We start from the raw sequence: 20,033 nt of genomic DNA, 5'->3' as shown, positions 1-20,033 counted from the left end.
CCACTTCATCACCCTGGGGATCTGGCGAACCTGCTGTCGGACAGGCCGATCTGACGGACCGGTTCGGTCTGCTCGCTGCCAAGGAGGCGCCACGGGATCTCGCGTTCGAGCGCGGGCCGCAGCAGCATCAGCCATATGACCATGATTTGGTAGACCGTCGCTTCTAACTGTTGTGGTAGAGGCGGCAGAGTCGGGTGTGTGCGTCGTCGGTGGTGAAGTGCCAATCGGCCTGACGTTGGTTGGTGTTGGTGGCCTGCTGCCAGGCGGCGAGTTCGGTGTCGAGTACGTCGAGGTCGTCGATGCGGCGGTCGAGGCACTGGCGGTGAGTGTGGACAGTTCAATCTCAGCGATGTTGAGCCAGGACCTGTGTTTGGGGGTGTTGCACCAAGCAGGCCGATGGTGTCCGGCCGCCACGCCGTGCAGTCCCGATCAGATACTTCCAGGATCCGGCAGACGGTCTGGATCGGGAGTCCGTTCCAGACCATGGCAGCGAACCGGGCTTGTGGGCGCACCGCCTCCTTGAGCAGTTCGGTGGCACGCTGGTGAATCGCCAGTTCCATCTCCAGTTCGGCGATCCGACGCCGGGCCGACGCCCACCTAGCCTTCTCCACCGAGGTCAGCCCCGGTTCCTGCCCGGCGTCGATGAGCGACTCGCGGCGCCAGGTGTAGGTACGTCTGGTCATCGATCTGCAGGTCGTGCGCGACCTGGGCAACGGTACGCCCGGCTTTGAGCAGGTCAAGGACCTTGCTGCGGAACTCAGGCGGGTAACTCCTGGGCATGCTGACCTTTCCTGGGGATCATCAGCGTGAAGTCCCAGTGACCCGACTCCGTAAAACCCAGGGCACATCAGAGTCCTCACCAAGGCCGGGCGGCTTAATCGACGGGCGTTGCCATGCCGTTAGCAGTGCGGCTGGCGCGTCATACGATCGTCTGTGTTCTTTGACCCGTTCGGAGCACCAATCCACTTGCGGTGCGGTTACAGCAGAAGATGAGGGCACCTTTTGGCGGCTGCCGGAGGACCGGGCCATCTACCAGAGTGGCCCCAGGGGGGATCTTCATGGGTACCACTGTCCTGGAGATCTGCTGCCCCATGGCCTTCCGGCCGGCGGAGCGGCCGGGGAAATGTCACCAGGGGGGTTGTCTTGTCAGCGCGAAAATCATCCGCGATGCGGTCATCGGGTTCGGCTGTCGCGGCGTTGCTCGTTGTTCTGGCGATGGGCGTGGTCGCACCGCCGACCGGTCATGCCGATGTGATGGCGGCGGCGGCCGCACCGCTGCTCACAGGTGCGCGGCCGAGTGCGACCCGGTTGCCGTTCCCGATCTCCGATCGGGTGTCCGCCTCCGTGGACGTCGGCACCGGCAATCTTCTCATCACCTCGACCGAGCTCGTGCTTCCCGGAATCGATCGCGACGTGCAGTTGGGGTTGACCTACAACAGCCTGCTGCTGGGGACGGGTTCTGTGCTGCCTTCGGGCGCGGCGGGGCCGGGGTGGGCGATGCGTCTCGGCCACGACACGAAGCTGGTCGTCAACAGCGACGAGTCGGTGCTCTACCTCGCACCGGAAGGCCGCCAAGGCTTGTTCCAACAAGCCTCGGCGACGACGTACACCTCACCCACGGGGTTCAAGGTCTCGATGGTGAAGACCTCCACGGGGTGGAAGGTCACCGACCACGCGAGCAACGCGGTGACGACCTTCGGCTCGACCGGACGACTGGACAGGATCACCGACCGCAACGGCCAAGCCACCACCTTCGCCTACGACTCCGCCGGCCTGCTGACGCAGATCACCTCCACCCGCGGCGGTGCCGGCGCCAGGACCGCGAACCTCACCTGGTCGGGGGGCAAACTGGCGACCATCGTCCAGACCGGGGACGAGGGCACCCTGCGCACTTCGACCTACACCTACACCGCGGGCCGATTGACCACCATCGACGACCCGACATCGCGGAGTGTCCGGCCGGACTACGACTCGGCGGGTGATCTGACCTCGATCACCGACGAGGACGGCCACGTCACCTCGTTCGACTACGACAGCGCCCACCGGGTCACCAGGGTCACCCGGCAGACACCATCCGGTGACGCGGTCACCCGGTTCACCTACTACACCTCGACGCAGACCTATGTCGCCGGTCCGAACAACACCGAGCCCGTCGGCGGCCCGCAGACCACCTACACGCTCAACTCCGGCGAACTGGTCACCAAGGCAGTCGACCCGCTGGGCCGCACCAGGGAACGGACCTACACCCCGTTCAGCGACGTGGCCACGACCAAGAACGGCGTCGGCGGCACGACGGCCTTCGGCCACGACCCGTCCGTCAACGGCGGCGAATCGTTGACCGACCTCGCCTCGCCCACAGGCGCCACCGCATCGATCTCCTACGCCAACACCGGCGCGGCGAAATTCCTGCCCTCCGGTGGATCCGACACCCAGGGCAACAGCAGGCTGTTCACCTACGACGGGGCCGGCAACCAGCTGAACTCGGCCAACTCCCCGGCAGGCACGACCTCGAAGGTCGCCTACAACGCCGACGGCACGCTGGACACCTCCACCGACCCCCGCGGCAACGTGATCGACTACACCGCCGCCGCTGACCACCAGGTCACCTCCGTCATCCCGGCGGCCGGGTCAACGCTGCGGACTTCGACGATGTCCTACGACGGGTTCGGCAGGCTCTACAGCACCTACACCGGCGCCGGGCTGTCCACGATCTACAACTACGACCGCGCCGACCGGGTCAAGACGATCAAATTCACCGACGCCACGCCCGAAGTCGCGTTCACCCACGACGGCCGTGGCAACGTTCTGACGCGCACCGACACGTCGGGCACGACCACCTTCACCTACGACCCGCAGAACCGCCTCACGTCCCGCACCTCCGCCGCCGGGGGCGGCACCCTGAGCTACGGCTACGACAAGGCCGGGAACCTCACCAGCCTCGCCGACGCCCAGGGCACCGTCGGCTACACCTACGACGCCGCGAACCAGGTCACTTCGATGACCGCCGCCAACGGGCAGAAGACCACCTTCGGCTACGACAACGACGGCAGGCGAAGCGACACCTGGTTCAACCACGACCCCGGCTTGACCACCTTCGCCGCTCACACCAAGACCAGCTTCGACGGCTCGGGCCGGATCTCCCGTACCTGGACCTCGCGCAACTCCGGTGACGGCACCAGGACGTTCGACGTTTCCTACTGCTATTCGCCCTACGTCGCCGGACAACCCTGCCCCAGCGCCTCGGCGAGCACCGACTCGGGCATGATCCGGTGGAGTGTCGACAACCTCACCACAGCACGGTCGACCTACACCTACGACAGTTCCAACCGGCTCACCGACGTCACCAACCTGGGTGGCCACACCTACGCCTACACCTACGACAAGGCGAGCAACCGCACCAGCGTCAAGGTCGACGGTGCCATCACCCAAACCCTGACCTACAACTCGGGCAACCAGATCAGCAACACCGGCTACAACCACGACAAGCTCGGCAACCGCACCGCCGACCCCGCACAGGGTGCCTTCTCGTACAACGCCGCGGGCCAGATGAAAATCAGGACCAACGGCACCGTCTCGAGCACTTACACCTGGGCCGGCCCGGATCAAGGCGAGCTCGTCTCCAAGGTCACCGGCGCCGACACTACCGGGTACGTCTACGGCCGGATCGACGCCAACGGCGTGCCGTCGATCCGGTCGTTCACCAAGAACAACCAGCACTCCTACATCGACCGCGACCCCACGGGATCGCCCGTCGCCCTCCACCGACCCGACGGCACCACCCACTACTACGCGCTGGACAACCAGGGAAGCCCCGTCAACCTGATCGACAGTGCAGGCGCTGTGACCGCCACCTACTCGTATGACCCCACCGGTCGACAACTCAACGCCACCGGCTCAGCCTCCGCGGCCAACCCCCTCCGTTACGCCCAAGGACTGTTGGACGAGACAACGGGCCAGCTCAAGCACGGCGTCCGGTGGCACGACCCGGGCACCGGCAACTGGACCACGCTCGACCCCGTCAGCCCGGTCCTGGAGCCTGACATCGCAAGCCGGTACGCCTACGTCGGTGGCAACCCCGTCAACCGTCTCGACCCCACCGGCCGGAACATCGACCCCTCGGAAGCGTGCATCATCGGCGCGACGACCGGCGCCATCGGCGGTGCGGTGGCCGGTGCGGCAGCCGGTGCGGGGCTGTTCTCCGTCCCAGGTGCCATCGGCGGCGCCGCGTTCGGGTTCTCCGGAGGATGTGTGGCAGGCATCGCGGGGTACTGGTTGGAGCAGAAGTTCGACGAAGACTGACAACCGGCGTGGCGTGTCCCGCCGAAAGGACTCGGTGTCGCGGGGACCTGTGCGCGGCGGAGCCGTGCGACCCAGGCCGGTGGACAGCATCTGTCCACTCGTCGCGGTTCGTTCCCCTCGATGTGCGCCAGCATGCACATCGAGGGGAACAGTCCTCTGGGAACCCTCTCTCGTGCGATCGACGGGTGGCGTCCGACGCCGTGAGTGGTACGAAGGTATTCACCGGCATTTGGTTCACCACGTCCTGGACAAGCAGTCGCTGATCGGTGATCACGGTCAGCGCGACCATGGGCTCGCAGTCGTCCGCGGCGGCGAAGCCACGCTCGGCGATCTGCCAGAACGACACCTCCACCGGCATCTGCCGGCCTCCGTTGTCCGGAACATCCACATTGGACGGCGCGGCCGGGTCGACATCACGCCGGTGAGCACCTTGACGATGTCGCGGTTGGCCTGGCCCGGTTCGCGAGCCGGTTTGGATTCAACAGGTCAAGGCGACACGCTCCGCCGGTGTGGAATCCGAGGCACTTACGGGGCGGTTGTTGAGTGTCGTCGCGCTGGCGTCGAGGCCGTCCTGGCTGAATGCGGTCAGGTTCGTGCCCTTGGGTAGGTAATGGCCTGGCGCGGCAGCTTGGTGGTGTTCTCGTTCGTGCCGCGTTGCCAAGGGCTTTGCGGGTCGACGACGAACACCGCGACACCGGCGGCGACGGAGAATCCCTTATGTGCGGCTAATCCATGCCCCGGTTCCACGTCGGCGGAGCATGCAGCCTTGGGTTCATGCGTCCGTAGGCTTCGACCAGGGCGGGGCGATCCACCGCGGTGTGGCGGCTCATGGGCTTGATGATCTGAGGAAGCGGGATTTCCGGTCTGCCGGGGTCATGATCTGACTATCGGCCCAGTCGAGGGCCGGGCGCGTTCCGGGTGGCCGAGATCGGACCCATGTTCCGCTCTGGCTGCGCTCGACCTTGTCGGTGAAGCAGTTGCATCTTCGTCCGGCTCGCGTCCTGGACCAGGGTGGCGATGCGGGCCAACACGAAGTCCCCGGCGCGGTGGTCCACCTGCACCCGCAAAGAACCGGTGCCGTTGAGGGTTCCGGAGAACATCTCGCTGCCGGTGCGCTTATCCGCCGGCAGTGGTTCCCCGGTGGCGGCGGTTAGGTCGGACTCGCTCGCCCGTCGACGACCAGGTGGTTAGCGGTAGTCCGCTCCCCGGCCGTGCGGGCAGGTGACCTCGACGACGTGATCACTGCATCCCCGTCAGGGCCGAAGCGCACTACTCCGGCTCTATCAGTTGAAGCCACCGTCTGCTTGAACATTTTCTTATTCCATTCATGGTGGAAGATTTGCGATAAGCGATTGAGGTTGCAAGCGTGTTGCATCCGAATGCCGCTTCAGGGGTCTGTTGAATCAGGTCTTCGGATCGGGCTTCCGTATTGCATATTTTCTTCGGAAATGCTTCCCGCTGCGGGTTTCGACAGGTGGCGGGTCGGTGACACTGCGGTGATGTGCCCAGGGTCACGTCATCCGAAGCTTTTCGATTTGGTTGCGACGGTGGGTTGAAAGCTTGTACGATCCGAACGTCAGTACCACTGTACGAGTAGTGTTGAACTACTTGTGTTGACCGCCAAATGGAGGAATAAACAATGATCAAAACCGCTTCGCCGGGCCAGGTCCTTTTGCGGTCGCCCAGTACGTCCGAAGAGACGGCGGAATGGGTGGGTAAGGTGGCCGAAATCGCCCCGCTCATCGCAGAGCACCGCAATACGGCGGATGAGCAGCGACGCACTCCATTAGCGGTCATGGACGCGTTACGCGCGGCCAATCTCCACCGCATGTGGGTATCCAAGGAGTTTGGCGGCGGGCAGGTGAGCATCGAGACCGGGTCGGCCGTAGTGCAGGCCATCGCCCGCCTCGACGCCTCCGTCGCGTGGCAGATCGGCGTGCAGGGCGCGATCGGCCGGTTGTCGGATTATCTGCCGGAGCCCACGGCCCGCAAGCTGTTCAAAAACCACTCGGGTTTGGTGGTGGGCGGGGTGAACCCCGCGGGCACCGCCGAGGTGGTCGACGGCGGGTTCCGGCTCAGCGGTCAATGGGCCTTCGCCAGCGGCTACGCGCACGCCGACTGGATCGTCTGCTCGGCTTTCGTCACCGAGGGTGGCGAGCCCCGGATCACGCCGTTCGGCAAGGAAACCCGGATGCTGTTCGTGCCGGTGGCCGAGACGCACATGCTCGACACCTGGCACACCGTGGGTCTGCGTGGCACAGGCAGCAACCACTACACGGTTCCCGAGACGTTTGTGCCGGAAGACTTCACCGTCGCCGGCGTGGACACGCTCAAGCCGCCTGCGGCCCGACCCTCCCGTGCCTACCCCGTCGGCTACTACGACTTCGGGCCGTTCACCTCGGCCTCCACCGCGCTGGGCGTGGCGCAGGACGCCGTGGCCACATTCCTGGAGATGGCCACGGCCAAGACACCCGCCGCGAGCGGCACCACGGTGGCCGCCAGCCACACCGCGCAGGAGAAGTTCGCCCGCTACCAGATGCTCGTGCACACTGCCGAACTGCTGTTGCGCGACACCGCTCGGGAGGTCGAAGCGCACGGTGAGGACGGCGGCGACGCGCTGTCCGCCTTGGTCAGGATCACCGCGGCCAGCGTCGCCGAGCACACCGTGGCGGCGGTGAACGGTCTCTATCAACTGGCCGGGTCCAGTTCGTTGTACACGACCAGCCGACTGGAACGGTGCTTCCGCGACATCCACTCGGCAACCAAGCACATCACCCTCTCGTCATTACACTTCGAAACCGTCGGACAATACCTGCTCGGCGGCATGCTGCAAATGCGTCGCTGACCGAGACACCCACTCCGTACGACGAAAATCAAGAAAATTCAAGACGTATGCCCTTGCGTCGTCGCTTCCCAGTGGCGCGTCCGTTCGGCATGTCACGAAAAGAAAAGGAATACCCATGAACACGATGAAGGCGCTCCAGCTCATCGCTCCCCGCAAACTCGTCCTGGCCGAGATGCCCTTACCGGAGACCCCGATGGACGGCCTGCTCATGAAGACCCGGTGCGTCTCGATCTGCTCAACCGACATCTCATTTTTCGAGGGACACCTCTTCCCGTCCGAGTACCCGATCGTGCTCGGCCACGAGTACCTGGGCGAGGTCGTGGAACTGGGTGCCGGGTTCTCCGCGGAGAACGGCCACGTCGGTGTCGGTGACCGAGTCGTCTACTGGGGGCAGACCGACTTCGGCGGCTTCGCCGAGTACCGCACGCTGCGGCCGATCTTCTCCGGCCAGGTCAAGGAGGACACTTTTGCCGCCGACCGGAACTTCTACGACGATCACCGTGCCGCCGCCGTGCGCATCCCTGATGAGCTCGACGATCTGCAGGCTTCGTTCATCGAGCCCACTACGGGCGCGCTGCGCGCGATCCTCACCCATCCGCCCAAGGTGGGGGATCGGGTGCTGATCCTGGGAAGTGGGCCGATCGGCGTGATCGCGGGCAGCATCATCAGGCGGTTGTTCGCGCCGAACTCGGTGGTCTCGGTGGACGCCAATCCGCAGCGCAACGTGTTCGCGCAGGAGCATTTCTCCGAGCGCGCGTACCTCCCGGACGAGTTGCGCGAGGAGGTCGAGGACTCGACGTTCGACTACGTGTTCGACGCGCTGCCCACGATCCAGGGCGTCGAGGAGGACAAGGACCCCCGCCGCCTGGCAATGCGCAAGCTCAAGCCCCGTGGCCGCTATGTCCTCTATGGCGCGTCGCAGGAGATGCAGAAGTTCGACACGTGGCTGATGCTCGCCAAGGGCATCAACGTCATGTCGGCGCCGTTCGACGTGACGAGCTTCCCGATGCACAAGACGGCGAACGTGATCGCCTCCGCGATGCAGATGCTGCTCACCGGTGTTGTCGACGGTAGGCGGCTTTTGTCCTCGGTATGCAAGTTCTCCGACTACGACAAGCTCGTCGGCGTCCTGGAGGACTACCGCGGAACGACCCATCTGAAGACGATCGTCGACTTCCGGTAGGCGTGGCGTGCCGGTCACAACGCGGTGACCCGGCGACGTCGCAGCATGTGGCGCGTGCCCGCGGCGAGGCCGGTGCAAGCCACGATTCCGCACACGGCCCACCAATCGACGCGGGACTGGGCGAGCACGCCGAGCCATGAACCCACCGCGCCGCCCAGGAACGTGCACGTCATGTAGGCGCTGTTGAGGCCGCTGCGGCGACCGGGATCCAACGCGAACACCCGGTGCTGGTTGGCCACCTGGTTGCTCTGCACCGAGACGTCCAGCAGCAGCAGTCCCGCCATGAGACCCACCAGGCCGGTGATCCCGACCAGACCGCCGGGCACGAGGACCACCGACGAGACGACCACGCCCGCGAAGCACACCGCGCTCACCCGGTCCGGTCCCACGCGGTCGGTCCACCGGCCCGCCACCGGCGCGAGCAGCGCGCTCGCCGCCCCGACCACGGCGACCACACCCACCACCGAGGTCGACCAGCCGTGCGCGGTGTCGGTAAGCATCGGCGCGGTCGATGTCCACGCGGCGTTGAAACCACCGAACAACAGCGCCTGGTAGAGGCCGGACCGGCGCAGATCACGGTGCTCCGCCAGCAGTCTCAACGGTGCCAACGGATCGACGCGGGCCGCTCGGGGTGAACGTGCGGGCAGTTTCCAGGCGAGCAGCGCCCCCAGCACCCCGCACAGGACTCCCGCTACCAGGTATGGGCCGCGCCAGCCCAACAAGTCGCCCAGCACGCCGCCGAAAGCGCGGGCCAGCAGGATCCCGGCGAGCAGACCTCCTTGCAGAACGCCCACGACCGCGCCGGTCCTGCCAGGCGGCACCAGGTCGGCCGACAGCGGAATCAGCACCTGCGGCACCACGGTCGTCATGCCCACCAGGACGCTCAGCGCGCATAGCAGGGCAAAGCTGCCGGTGAGCCCCTGCGTCACCAGCGCGACGGACGTGGACCCGAGGAGCACACCGACGAGCCGGCGAGGTGGTAGCCGGTCACCCAGCGGGACGACCAGGAAGATGCCTGCGGCGTACCCGAGTTGGGCCGCGATGACGATCCACGCCGCGGTGCCCGCCTCGACGTGGAAGTGCTCGGCCACGAGCGGTGTGAGGGCTTGGGGGAAGTAGACATTGGCCACGGCCACGCCGCAGGCCAGCGCGAGCAGAGCGATCATGAGGTGCAATCCTCGGTGGTCGGCGGGTCAGCCCAGGCCGGCCGGGCGGCCGAAGGCGCGGTTCCAGTAGGTCAACGGCACGTGATCGGCCGAATAGGCCTCCTGGACGAGCCCGATCAGGATCGTGTGGTCGCCCGCGTCGACGAGTTGATGGATGGTGCAGGCCAGCCGCGCGGATGCCGTGAGGAGGCCCGGTAAGCCCAGTTCGCAGGACACGGTGTCGTCGGCGGAGAACCGGTCGGACCCGGATTTGGCGAATCGGAGCGCGACATCGGTCTGGTGCTCGCCTAGCACGTTGACCAGATACCGGCCCGATCGTTGGAACGCGGCGTGGGTGCTCGCGGTCCTGGCCAGGCAGACGAGGACGAGCGGCGGGTCCAGCGAGACGGAGCAGAACGCGCTGCCGGTGAACCCCCAACGCCTGCCGTCGTCGTCGATGGTCGTGATCACGGCGACGGGGCCGGGAACCTGCGCCAGCGCTCGGGTGAACGCGTTCGGACCGACGGGCATCGGGGACTCCTCCTCGTGGTGGGCCGGCCGAGGTGTCGCGCCGTTCGCGTGCGAACGACCTGCGGGAGAGCACCTCGACCGGCCGGGTGAGCCGCGAAGCCTGGGGGACTTACGCGGCGGGTCTGCGGTCAGCCCGCGGCGGGAGCGGGCTGTGTGGCGTCTCCGGCCGCCACGGGGATCTTTACGGTCTTCGGCAATACCAATGTGATCAGCAGGCCGATGAGCATTCCCGCCGCGGTCGCCAGTACCGCCACGAAGTCACCGTCGGCGGTGGCGGCACGCAGTTGGTCGCCCTGCTGGTCGCCGAGGCCTGCGTTGGCGACGGCGATGAGCACGGCCAAGCCGATCGTGTTGCCCAGGTTCAGTGTTGTGGACGCCATGCCGGACGCCACGCCCTGCTCCTCCGGTGCCACACCCGCCGACGCGGCGATCCACATGCCGGTCCAGGTGATGCCCTGGCCGACACCGGACACGATCAAGCCGGGCACGATCGCCAGGAATGTGCTGTCGACATCGAAACCCAGTGCGAGGACGGCGGTACCGACGATACCGAGGCCGAACCCGGTGAGCAGCGTGGTGCGGATGCCGAGGCGGGTCGCCATCCGCTCGCCGAGTTGCGTGCCGGTCGCGATGGCCACCGATGGCACCAGGAACGCCAGTCCGGTCTGCAAAGCGCTGAACCCGTGGACGGTTTGCAGCAGTACGGTGAGGAAGTACGGCAACGCGCCGAACGTGCCCATGTAGATGGCCGTGATGGTGATGGCCACCACCAGGCTCCGGTTGCCGAACAGGCGGAACGGCATGAGCGGATCGGCACTGCGGCTCTCGATCACTGCGAACGCGACGAGCAACGCCACGGCCAGGACGGCGCAGGTGACGATGGAGGTCGAGCCCCAGCCGACCTCCGGTCCCTGTACCAGCACGAACACCAGCAGGGTCGCTCCGCCGGTCACGGTCAACGCTCCGGGCAGGTCGAATTTGCGTCGCGCGTGACCGCGCGGGTCCGCCGGGATGACCACCAGCGCTGCCAGCGCGACCAGGCCCGCGAGGGGGACGTTCACGAAGAACACCGCAGGCCAGCCGAATCCCTCGGTGAGGACGCCACCCAGCAGCGCGCCGACGGTGAGACCGCTTGCGCCCGCACCACCCCACACGGCCAGCGCCCGGTTGCGCTTCGGTCCCTCCTCGAACAGCGTGTTGATCAGCGACAGGGTGGAGGGCAGCAGGAGCGCGCCACCGATGCCCTGCACGGCACGAGCCACGATGATCATCGTCGGAGACGTGGCGAAACCGCCCGCCAGTGATGACACGGCGTAGATGGACAGCGCCAGCACGAACATCCGCCGCCTGCCCAGCAGGTCGGCCGCGCGTCCGCCGAATAGCAGGAAGCCGCCCGCGAACACCATATACGCGCTGACCACCCACTGCTGGGTCTGCCCGGAGAAGCCCAGTTCGGCCCCGATGTCGGGCAGCGCCACGAACACGATGTTGATGTCAAGGGAGAAGATCAGTTGGGCCAGCGCGAGCAGAGTGAGACTCAGCCCCAGCCCGCGGCGCGGCGACGTGGACGCGGAGTTGGACATGGAGAGCCCTTCGCAGTCGAGATAGTACGTAAATTATCGAACAGTCAGACTGTACGACAACCTGCGTACCGATGGAAAGGCCGGTACGAAAGTTCGCCTGTCCACGTAGCGTCTGGTTACAGTGGTGAGGTGATTCGCCACCACCCCGACCGGGACCAGATCCAGTTGGAGAACGTGCTCACCGCTCTGGGTAACCCGATGCGGCTCGCCGTGGTGCGTGCGCTGGCGGCAGGCGGCGAACTCCCATGCGGAACGGTGCTCAGCAAAGAGATCTCGAAGTCCACGCTCACCCACCACTGGCGGGTACTGCGCGACAGCGGCGTGATCTGGCAACGCCCGTCAGGCCGGGAGAACCTCCTTTCCCTCCGCAGAGACGACTTGAACATCCGCTTCCCAGGCTTGCTGGACGCCGTCCTGAACGGAGTCCAGGCCGCCCCTGAGTCCGTGAACCAGTATGCGGCGTTCTAGCTTGACTCTGTCGGGAATCTTGGTCGCTGCCGTGTCAGCCGGTGGCTCGCCAGGAACGCAGGCGCGGGATGTCGTGCTGGTCGAGGTAGTCCTGGAAGGCCGTCGGTGGTCGTGGGGGCGCACTGTCGCCGGGAGGCTGCCGGCTGAGGCGTTCGATGTTGACGGCGATGGCGGTAAACACGTGCTGCAGGTGGGTCTTGGGCTGCCCGCGGTAGCGGCAACGGCGCATGCCGTGGCCGTGGGCGAACTCGCAGATGGTGCCCTCAATACCGGACCGCACCGCGTAACGCTTGTGCCAGGCCGGTTCCTGCCGCTCGGCGCGGTTGCGCAACTGCAGTTCCAGGAGTTCTCGCGGGGGAAAGCCCACGTTGCGCGCGGAGCCACGGGAGGTGGTGCACTTGGCTCGGGCAGGGCAGGGTTGACACTGGTTTTTGGTGAAGCGGGCCACGATCAGCGGTGCCGCGGTCGGCGAGGATGTCGGGTAAGGGCCGTGCCAGCCCTTGCTGACCTGGCCCTGTGGGCAGGTGACCTGCTGGCGGTCGAAGTCGATCCGGAAGTCGTCGCGGGCGAAGCCCTCACCCTGGCGGTGCTGGTGGGTGGGGTTGCCCGGCAGTGGTCCCACGACGGTGATCCGGTGTTCGCGTTCGGCCCGCTCCAGGTGGACCAGGGATGTGTAGCCGCCGTCGACCAAGTGCTGGTCCGGTCGTAGGCCCCGGTGGTGCAGTCTGGTGTGGATACCGGGCAGGACTTCGGCGTCGGAACTGGTGGCGGGCATGGTGGCCACGTCGGTGATCACGTTGGGGCTGTCGCCGGAGCAGGTCTCGGTCACGTGCGCGAGGAACCCCGTCCAGCGGGTGACCTGCCCTCGACGCGCGTAGCGGGCTGTCGGGTCGTAGGGCGAGACAATCCGTTTCGCGGAAGACGGCAGACCGCTGTCCTTGTCATCGTCGCGCCAGCGCAGACGGCCCGTGGGATCCCAGTGGTAGTTCTGCACCAGCACCTGCCGCAGGGCCTGCACCTGCGGACCGTCCAGCAGGTCGGGATGATGACGGTTCAGGTGTTCGAGCAGGTGGCGGGCGTCTGCCCCTGTGGTGTTGATTCTGGTCTTGGGTCGGGTGGGGTTCTTGCCCAGACGCACCGGTCGGCCGTAGCGGCGGCCCCAGTGCTCGTCGACCAGGCCGTCCAGCGCGTGGTCGGCGGTGCCGGCGAGTTCTTCCAGGGCCGCGCGCACGGCCTCGGTGACCAGTTCGAGGCGGGTCAGGTCGCGCACGGCGGCCAGGACGTGGGTGGAGTCGGTGCGCTGGGTGGTGCGTTCGCGGACCAGTCCGGCCTCCTTCATGCGGGCCAGGGCGACATCGAGGAGCCGGTCGGCCCGGCCGTCGCGTAGGAGACGGTCGCGGAAGTCGCCGAGCACGCTGTGGTGGAAGCCGGGATCGTCGAGCTCCAGGCCGAGCGCGTATTTGAAGTCGATACGGCAGCGCACCGCCTCGGCGGCGTCACGGTCGGACAGGCCCAGCAGGAACTGCAGCACGCTGACCGTGGCCAGTTGGGCGGGTGAGAGCCCAGGGCGCCCGTTACGCGAGTAGCAGTCGAGGAAGTCCTCGTCTTTCCACAGGCCGTCGAGGCGGTCACGCACCCACATCGCCGTCGTACCAACGGGATTGCTGGCACGAGCCATCCGCGCGGTGAGCTCCGGGACCTCCACTGCGGACCGAGAACCAACCGGTAAGGACATCTGACCACCTCGGGGAGAGTTGCGACTTCACCGACCCCCAGAAGCCTGACTGTTACTTACCGGTCACCCTCCGCGACACGCCAACTCTTCCAAGATTCCCGACAGAGTCAAGCTTAGATTCAACCGGTCAGAGCAACGGTGCTGGTTGAGGAGGACGTGCGTGGCGCGACTGGGACGGCCGGGGATGTCGGATGAGATGAAAGCGGACCTGTGGCGGCGGTGGGGAGCGGGTGAGTCGATCAGCGTCATCTCTCGCCGGATTGGCAAGCCGCCCGGCTCGGTGTTCACCGTCCTGAAACACCACGGCGGGATCGCCCCCGAACCTCGCAAGCACCGCGCTGGAAGCGTGACCTCGGCCGAGCGGGAGGAGATCTCGCGCGGGCTGCGCGGTGGCGAGTCCTTTCGAGCGATCGCCCGCTCTCTGGGACGCCCCGTGTCGACGATCAGTCGGGAAGTAGGCAGAAACGGCGGGCGTGAAGTATCGGGCGATCACCGCGGGGGAACGGGCACGTGACCGGGCTCGGCGCCCGAAGCGGTGCCTGCTCGACCATCGGCCGTTGTTGAACGAGAAAGTGGTGCACCTGTTGAAGCAGGAGTGGTCGCCGGAGCAGATCGTCGGCCACCTGCGCCTGCACCACGGGGACGATCCGACGATGAGGATCAGCCACGAGACGATCTACCGGGCCGTCTACACCACTCGCTGGAAAGTGGTTCCTCGCGAGCTGTGCAAACGGCTGCGGACGGGGCGCCCGATCCGGAAGAACAAGCGGCACACGGTGAAAGGCCAATGGCGGTCACAGATCATCGGTGCCCGGCCGATCGGGGAGCGACCGGAGTCGGCCGAGGATCGCAGCGTGCTCGGACACGTCGAAGGCGATCTCGTGATCGGTTCGAACAACAGTCAGGTGGCCACCCTGGTGGACCGGAAGTCACGGTTGCTGACGATCGTGAAACTACCCAGCCGTTACACCGCGGTGGTGGTCCCCGCGTTGATCGAGGCCTACGGCCGCCTGGACCAGCGGCTGCACGCGACGCTGACGTGGGATCGAGGCATGGAGTTGGCCGCCCACAAGGGTTTCACCTCCGCCACCGGTGTTGACGTGTTCTTCGCCGATCCGCGGAGCCCTTGGCAGCGCGGCACGAACGAGAACACCAACAAGCTGCTGCGGCAGTACTTGCCCAAAGGCACGGACCTGTCGACGTTCACCCAGGTCGACCTCGATGTGATCGCGATGAAACTCAACACTCGACCCCGAAAGTGTCTGGAATTCCTCACACCGAATCAGAGTGTTGCCTTGACCGGTTGAATCTAAGCTTGAGTTTTAAGGTCTCGGAGCCCGATGGGACACCCGGTTGATCATGGATGAAGCCCTTGGTTGATCATTCTTCTTGCGACAGAAGGAAGATCACAACCAAGGGCTTCGATGATCAGTATGCACCACCCCGGCACGGCCGCCGCGCTGAGGGACCTCTCCCAGTTCCGCCACGCCTTCCACCAGTGCCTGACCGCGCGAGCGGACGCGTTGTTCGAACTGACCGACAGTGCACTGTGCGCTGACGGGCCGGTCACATCGCTGGTCGAACTGTCGCTGGCCACCGAGCACCGTCGTGGCCACGGCAGCCTGTACGACGGTCTGAACCAGGGCCGGATCGACATCGGTCGATTCCGTAATGTCATAGCCCGCCAACAGATTCCGCGTGGTCACGATGGTCGGATCATGCTGGGGATCGACGTCAGCCACTGGCTACGTCCCGATGCGAACACCAGCCCCGACAGGCTGTTCTGCCACACCTACGCACGCGGCAAAGGCCAAGCCCAGATGATCCCCGGCTGGCCCTACTCCTTCGTGGCCGCCCTGGAACCCGGCCGCACCTCCTGGACGGCGATGCTCGACGTCCTCCGGGTACGCCCGAGCGATGACCACACGGACCTGGCCGCCACCCAACTGCGCACCGTGGTGGACGCGCTGATCACCGCCGGACACTGGCGCGAGGGCGATCCCGAGATCTGGATCATCGGCGACAGCGGCTACGACGGCCCCCGCCTGGCGTTCCTGCTGGCCGATCTCCCGGTCCACGTGCTGGTACGGATGCGCTCGGATCGGGTGCTGGCTTTCCCCGTACCACCACGGCGACCCGGCACCCGTGGCCGCAGTGCCCGGCACGGAACCCGGTTCGCGTTCGCCGATCCGGCGACCTGGTCGACCCCCACGCACACCACGACGACCGACACCGCCCGCTACGGAGCCGCGCACGCCCGCTCGTGGGATCGGTTGCATCCCACGCTGACCCGCACCGGCGCCTGGACAGGCCACCATGGCCCGCTCCCGATCATCGAGGGCACCGTGATCCGACTCCAAGTCGAGCGGCTGCCCGGAACGGGAACACCGAAACCGTTGTGGCTGTGGCATTCCGCCACCGCGACCACCGCCGCACAGGTGGACCGCCTGTGGCAGGCGTTCCTGCGTCGGTTCGATCTGGAGCACACTTTTCGGTTCTTCAAGCAAACCCTGGGCTGGACCACGCCCCGTATCCGGACTCCCGAGGCGGCGGATCGATGGACCTGGCTGGTGATCGTTGCCTACACCCAACTTCGGCTGGCTCGTCCTCTCGTGGAGGACCTACGGCGTCCCTGGGAGCGGAAGGCGGTCACACCTGACAGGTTGTCCCCGGCCAGGGTCCGACGGGGATTTCGTCGAGTTCGACCGGCGGCAGCCTTGCCCGCCGGCGCGCCGAAATTCTCCCGACCCGGTCCTGGGCGTCCAGCAGGATCACGAAACGCCCGCCGAGCCCCACTCCATGCCCCCGGCAAGACCCCAAAAACGGACATCAATGGTTAAACAAAAAGCTAAGGCCGCTGATTTCAGGATCTGGTTCGCCCGCCGCAGCTCACGGTTCTCCCGCTCCAGCTGCGCGACCCGTTCCACATCGCTGGACGTGGTGCCGGGCCGGTCACCGGCGTCGACCTCCGCGCGCTTGACCCAGGTCCGCAACGCCTCGGGGTGGATCCCGAGCTGATCGGCGATCCGCTTGATCGCACCGGTCGCCGCGGCCGGGTCCCGCCGGGCCTCCACGACCATCCGGGTCGCCCGCTCACGCAGCTCATCGGGGTACTTCTTCGGTGGGGCCATTGCTCCTCATCCGTCCAGGTTTGATGGTCTCCATCAAACCCGGTGCGCAACACCCTGATCCCGAAAATTGTTCTGGGATCAGGGTCTTTCCATGTCCGACAAGTCGAGGTACCCCGAGTAGTTCCGCAGGGATGCCGTCGCGTTGGCCTGTTCATCGAACCGGCCGTTGTGGTACATCGCCTGTGAGAGGCGCCCAGGCCAGCACGTCGTCCTCGTGGATCTCGGGCACCTTGGGGAGGGCGACGCCCTGCCGCGTTTCGGGGAGGGCGTGTGCGCCCGGTCGAGCGGTGTGGTCGAGCGCCGCGTCGCGACGCTCGACACCGAGATCAACCGCCTCACCGCGTTGCGCGACAGGTTGGGGGGGCGTCCTCGACCGGTCTACTCCTTGACACCGTCAGCTCTGGCCCATTCCTCGGTGAGCAGTTCGTAGAACCGCACGCGAGCGGGGGGCCGTGGGTGGTTGAGAGTTCGTCGGCTTCGGTGACGTCCTGAGTTGCCGGAGTTCCTCCAACGCAACGTTGACCAAGTCTGCCGGGTTGTCCCTCGTGGTGACCGCTTTCCCAGCGATCGCGCCCGCCTCGGCGGCCCGGACTGGGACACGATCATCCCCCTCGATCAAGCCATCGATGATCAACTTCTATGGCTCGTGCCACTAGCCGGCGTGTCGACGGATCGACCACACAACCGTGTCAGGTGGCAGCAAGAGGTCGTTGTCGCGAAGCCCGTAGTAGGACGAGGCGAGTGCCGGTGATCCGACGCGCGGCACGGCGACGACCTCGATACCCATGTTGAGCGTGCAGGTGAGGTTGATCCCGGTCGTGCTGCCAGGTCTGCGGAAGGACAGCGTCCCTGGTGGTGAGGGCAGCCACTCGACAACGGCTGAACCGACGCTTCGACGGATGACCAGTGCCGATCGGCACAGTCGCGCCAAGGAGGTGCCATCCGGTGTCGGTTGGCCGGATCCGAGCCGTCCGGTTGGTGGTCGAGTCCCTTCCGCTTCGCCGAACAGCTCCCACCGGTCGGCTTCGTGGAAGTGGAGGGTGCCCGGCAGAGCCAGCACGAGCAGTGCGGCGGCCCGCGCTCGGCGGCGGCCCGCCGGGGTATCGCCGTAGCGCTGGACGTCGACATGGGACAGTTCGAACGCCGTCGGCTTCTCCGTTCGCAACGATGCGTCGATCGCGTCGCGTGTGGCTGTGGCGGACCAGGTCGCGTCGGTGGGGCAGAAGTTGGGCAATCGCCGTCGGTCGTGCTGGATCTCATGCTGTTGGTCGCAGGTGGGCAGCATCGTCGTGGTCATGATCGGTCCGATTCGGGTGTGCGTGGTGGCCTGCTGTCCGTCCACCACGCCGTGCAGTCCGGTGGCAGGACGGCGTGGCCCGCGTCGTGGCTGACGGAAGCGCTGGAGAGCAGGAGTTCGCCGGTGACGGGGACGCGGACGGGCCGGTCGGACATGTTGACCGTGCAGCGGAATGACGCGCCGTCGGTGTTGTGTCGTGCGAAGTCCAGTAGGACCTGGGAATCCGACAGCCAGGCGAGGTTGTCGGCGCTTCCCAGCGCGGGGTGGGCGCGGCGCAGTGCCAGCGCCTCCCGGTAGAGCTCCAGGGTGGAGCCGGGCACGCCGTCCTGGGCGCTGACGACGAGACGGGCCCACTCGGCCGGTTGCGGTAACCAACTGACTCCGTCGGGCGGACCGAAGCCGTAGGGCGGATGGGTGCCGTGCCAGGGGATGGGCACCCGGCAGCCGTCGCGGTAGCCGTCCTGGCCGGCCGCCCGGAAGAACGCCGGGTCCTGGCGGCTGGCGTCGGGCAGGTCGAGCACCTCGGGCAAGCCCAGTTCCTCGCCTTGGTAGAGGTAGGCGGAACCGGGCAGGGCGAGCATGAGCAGGGACGCGGCACGGGCCCGTCGCAGGCCGGCGGCCTCGTCGACCGGTTCGGCGCGGCGTCCGGCGATGTCGCCGCCCGCGTGCTGCATGAGCCGGGTGGTGTGGCGGGGTACGTCGTGGTTGGACAGCACCCAGGTGGCGGGTGCGCCGACACGGCGCATCGCGGTCAAGGACTCGTCGACGACACGGCGTTGGGCGGCCGGTTCCCAGGGGCAGGCCAGGTACTGGAAGTTGAACGCCTGGTGCAGTTCGTCGGAGCGCACGTAGTGGGCGACGCGGTCGAGGGTGGGTGCCCACGCCTCCGCGACGCCGACGCGTTCGCCGGGATACTCGTCCAGGATGCCGCGCCAGTCGCGGTAGATCTCGTGCACGCCGTCCTGGTCGAAGCAGGGTGTGGCTCCGGTGTCGAGCAGGTGCGGTCGTTCGTGGCCGCCGAGGTCGGGCAGCCCGTCCGCTTTGACCAGGCCGTGGGCGACGTCGACGCGGAACCCGTCGACGCCGTGGTCGAGCCAGAACCTGAGCACGGAGCGGAACTCGTCGGCCACGGCCGGGTCGGTCCAGTCGAAGTCGGGTTGTTCGGCGGCGAACAGGTGCAGGTACCACTCACCCGGTGTGCCGTCGGGGTTGGCGGTGCGGGTCCAGGCAGGTCCACCGAACAGCGACTCCCAGTCGTTGGGGGGCGATTCGCCGTGCTCGCCCTTGCCGGGGCGGAAGTGGTAGCGACCGCGGAACGGTGAGCCGGGGCTGTCGGCGAGCGCTTGGCGGAACCAGGCGTGCTGGTCGGAGGAGTGGTTGGGCACCACGTCGACGATCACCCGCAGCCCCAGGGCGTGCGCGTCGGTGATGAGCGCCCTGGCGTCGTCGAGCGTGCCGAAGACGGGGTCCACCACGCGGTAGTCGACGACGTCGTAGCCCGCGTCGGCTTGGGGCGAGAGGTAGAACGGGGACAACCAGAGGGCGTCCACTCCCAGCGCGGCGAGGTAGGGCAGCCTGGTCCGGATGCCAGGGAGGTCACCGATGCCGTCGCCGTCGGAATCGGCGAAGCTGCGCGGGTAGATCTGGTAGACGACCGCGTCGCGCCACCACGCCGTGGAGGCTGTCGCGACGTGCACGTCGTCAGTCAACTGCCGAGTCATCGGTCCCCTCGTCGTCGGCGTCGCGTGGACGGCGGCGTCGGCGGGTGAACCCCGCACTGGCAGAGGATGCTAACAGCTTGCTAACTCGTGTTAGT

Annotated in this window: 12 protein-coding genes and 2 pseudogenes; 6 read left to right on the top strand and 8 right to left on the bottom strand. The window is 66.7% G+C overall.

All coding sequences use genetic code 11. From position 1 onward, the window contains the following. Positions 1–1,167 precede the first annotated feature (1,167 nt). A complete protein-coding gene (locus RM788_RS04810; protein WP_315930295.1) occupies positions 1,168–4,299 on the top strand; it encodes an RHS repeat domain-containing protein in 3,132 nt (1,043 codons plus the stop codon). 884 nt (positions 4,300–5,183) lie between these two features. On the opposite strand, the pseudogene RM788_RS04800 reads toward RM788_RS04810, so the two are convergent. Then, a pseudogene (locus tag RM788_RS04800) lies at positions 5,184–5,444 on the bottom strand (hypothetical protein); the annotation flags it as partial. 494 nt (positions 5,445–5,938) lie between these two features. On the opposite strand from RM788_RS04800, the gene RM788_RS04795 reads away from it, so the two are divergent. After that, on the top strand, positions 5,939–7,144 hold the full coding sequence (locus tag RM788_RS04795) for an acyl-CoA dehydrogenase family protein (protein WP_315930293.1): 1,206 nt from the start codon (positions 5,939–5,941) through the stop codon (positions 7,142–7,144). Positions 7,145–7,259: 115 nt separating this feature from the next. Beyond that, positions 7,260–8,327: a zinc-dependent alcohol dehydrogenase gene (locus RM788_RS04790; RefSeq protein ID WP_315930292.1), complete on the top strand. Its 1,068-nt coding sequence runs from the start codon at positions 7,260–7,262 to the stop codon at positions 8,325–8,327. A 14-nt stretch (positions 8,328–8,341) separates the two neighbouring features. On the opposite strand, the gene RM788_RS04785 is transcribed toward RM788_RS04790, so the two are convergent. The 3 genes from RM788_RS04785 to RM788_RS04775 all read right to left on the bottom strand — a co-directional run bounded on the left by RM788_RS04785 (position 8,342) and on the right by RM788_RS04775 (position 11,586). Continuing rightward, positions 8,342–9,493: an MFS transporter gene (locus RM788_RS04785; RefSeq protein ID WP_315930291.1), complete on the bottom strand. Its 1,152-nt coding sequence runs from the start codon at positions 9,491–9,493 to the stop codon at positions 8,342–8,344. Positions 9,494–9,520: 27 nt separating this feature from the next. Next, positions 9,521–10,003 (bottom strand): flavin reductase family protein, encoded by a 483-nt coding sequence (locus RM788_RS04780; RefSeq protein ID WP_315930290.1) that lies wholly within the window; start codon positions 10,001–10,003, stop codon positions 9,521–9,523. A gap of 128 nt (positions 10,004–10,131) precedes the next feature. Continuing rightward, positions 10,132–11,586, bottom strand: a complete 1,455-nt coding sequence (locus RM788_RS04775; RefSeq protein WP_315930289.1) for an MFS transporter — start codon at positions 11,584–11,586, stop codon at positions 10,132–10,134. Positions 11,587–11,715: 129 nt separating this feature from the next. On the opposite strand from RM788_RS04775, the gene RM788_RS04770 reads away from it, so the two are divergent. Next, complete coding sequence (locus RM788_RS04770; protein WP_315930288.1) at positions 11,716–12,054, top strand: ArsR/SmtB family transcription factor; 339 nt, start codon at positions 11,716–11,718, stop codon at positions 12,052–12,054. 34 nt (positions 12,055–12,088) lie between these two features. Here RM788_RS04770 and RM788_RS04765 read toward each other — a convergent pair whose 3' ends face one another. After that, positions 12,089–13,759, bottom strand: coding sequence for an IS1182 family transposase (locus tag RM788_RS04765; RefSeq protein ID WP_315930287.1), 1,671 nt, complete (start codon positions 13,757–13,759; stop codon positions 12,089–12,091). A gap of 214 nt (positions 13,760–13,973) precedes the next feature. On the opposite strand from RM788_RS04765, the pseudogene RM788_RS04760 reads away from it, so the two are divergent. Further along, a pseudogene (locus RM788_RS04760) lies at positions 13,974–15,096 on the top strand (IS30 family transposase). A gap of 117 nt (positions 15,097–15,213) precedes the next feature. Next, the gene (locus RM788_RS04755; RefSeq protein WP_315925923.1) at positions 15,214–16,629 is read left to right on the top strand and encodes an NF041680 family putative transposase; all 1,416 of its coding nucleotides are present in this window, start codon (positions 15,214–15,216) and stop codon (positions 16,627–16,629) included. Here the strand turns inward: RM788_RS04755 and RM788_RS04750 are convergent. From RM788_RS04750 to RM788_RS04740, 3 genes are all read right to left on the bottom strand, one after another. Beyond that, entirely contained in the window at positions 16,561–16,920 is a 360-nt protein-coding gene (locus RM788_RS04750; RefSeq protein WP_315930286.1) for a transposase, read from the bottom strand. The two genes, RM788_RS04755 and RM788_RS04750, sit on opposite strands and share 69 nt — an antisense overlap. 652 nt (positions 16,921–17,572) lie before the next feature. Beyond that, complete coding sequence (locus RM788_RS04745) at positions 17,573–18,217, bottom strand: hypothetical protein (RefSeq protein ID WP_315930285.1); 645 nt, start codon at positions 18,215–18,217, stop codon at positions 17,573–17,575. Then, entirely contained in the window at positions 18,214–19,938 is a 1,725-nt protein-coding gene (locus RM788_RS04740) for a glycoside hydrolase family 13 protein (protein WP_315930284.1), read from the bottom strand. The genes RM788_RS04745 and RM788_RS04740 overlap by 4 nt, the downstream gene beginning before the upstream one ends. Positions 19,939–20,033 lie beyond the last annotated feature (95 nt).

Origin of the sequence: Umezawaea sp. Da 62-37, assembly GCF_032460545.1 — a bacterium.
GTDB lineage: Bacteria > Actinomycetota > Actinomycetes > Mycobacteriales > Pseudonocardiaceae > Umezawaea.
Note: the sequence above shows the minus strand (reverse complement) of the source record. Positions and strands in the feature narration are given on the sequence as shown.

What these genes read in the sequence shown, in the direction of transcription:
- RM788_RS04810 (WP_315930295.1), top strand. Translation starts at nt 1,168, where the DNA reads ATGCGGTCATCGGGTTCGGCTGTCGCGGCGTTGCTCGTTGTTCTGGCG.
- RM788_RS04795 (WP_315930293.1), top strand. Translation starts at nt 5,939, where the DNA reads ATGATCAAAACCGCTTCGCCGGGCCAGGTCCTTTTGCGGTCGCCCAGT.
- RM788_RS04790 (WP_315930292.1), top strand. Translation starts at nt 7,260, where the DNA reads ATGAACACGATGAAGGCGCTCCAGCTCATCGCTCCCCGCAAACTCGTC.
- RM788_RS04785 (WP_315930291.1), bottom strand. Translation starts at nt 9,493, where the DNA reads ATGATCGCTCTGCTCGCGCTGGCCTGCGGCGTGGCCGTGGCCAATGTC.
- RM788_RS04780 (WP_315930290.1), bottom strand. Translation starts at nt 10,003, where the DNA reads ATGCCCGTCGGTCCGAACGCGTTCACCCGAGCGCTGGCGCAGGTTCCC.
- RM788_RS04775 (WP_315930289.1), bottom strand. Translation starts at nt 11,586, where the DNA reads ATGTCCAACTCCGCGTCCACGTCGCCGCGCCGCGGGCTGGGGCTGAGT.
- RM788_RS04755 (WP_315925923.1), top strand. Translation starts at nt 15,214, where the DNA reads ATGATCAGTATGCACCACCCCGGCACGGCCGCCGCGCTGAGGGACCTC.
- RM788_RS04750 (WP_315930286.1), bottom strand. Translation starts at nt 16,920, where the DNA reads ATGGCCCCACCGAAGAAGTACCCCGATGAGCTGCGTGAGCGGGCGACC.
- RM788_RS04745 (WP_315930285.1), bottom strand. Translation starts at nt 18,217, where the DNA reads ATGACCACGACGATGCTGCCCACCTGCGACCAACAGCATGAGATCCAG.
- RM788_RS04740 (WP_315930284.1), bottom strand. Translation starts at nt 19,938, where the DNA reads ATGACTCGGCAGTTGACTGACGACGTGCACGTCGCGACAGCCTCCACG.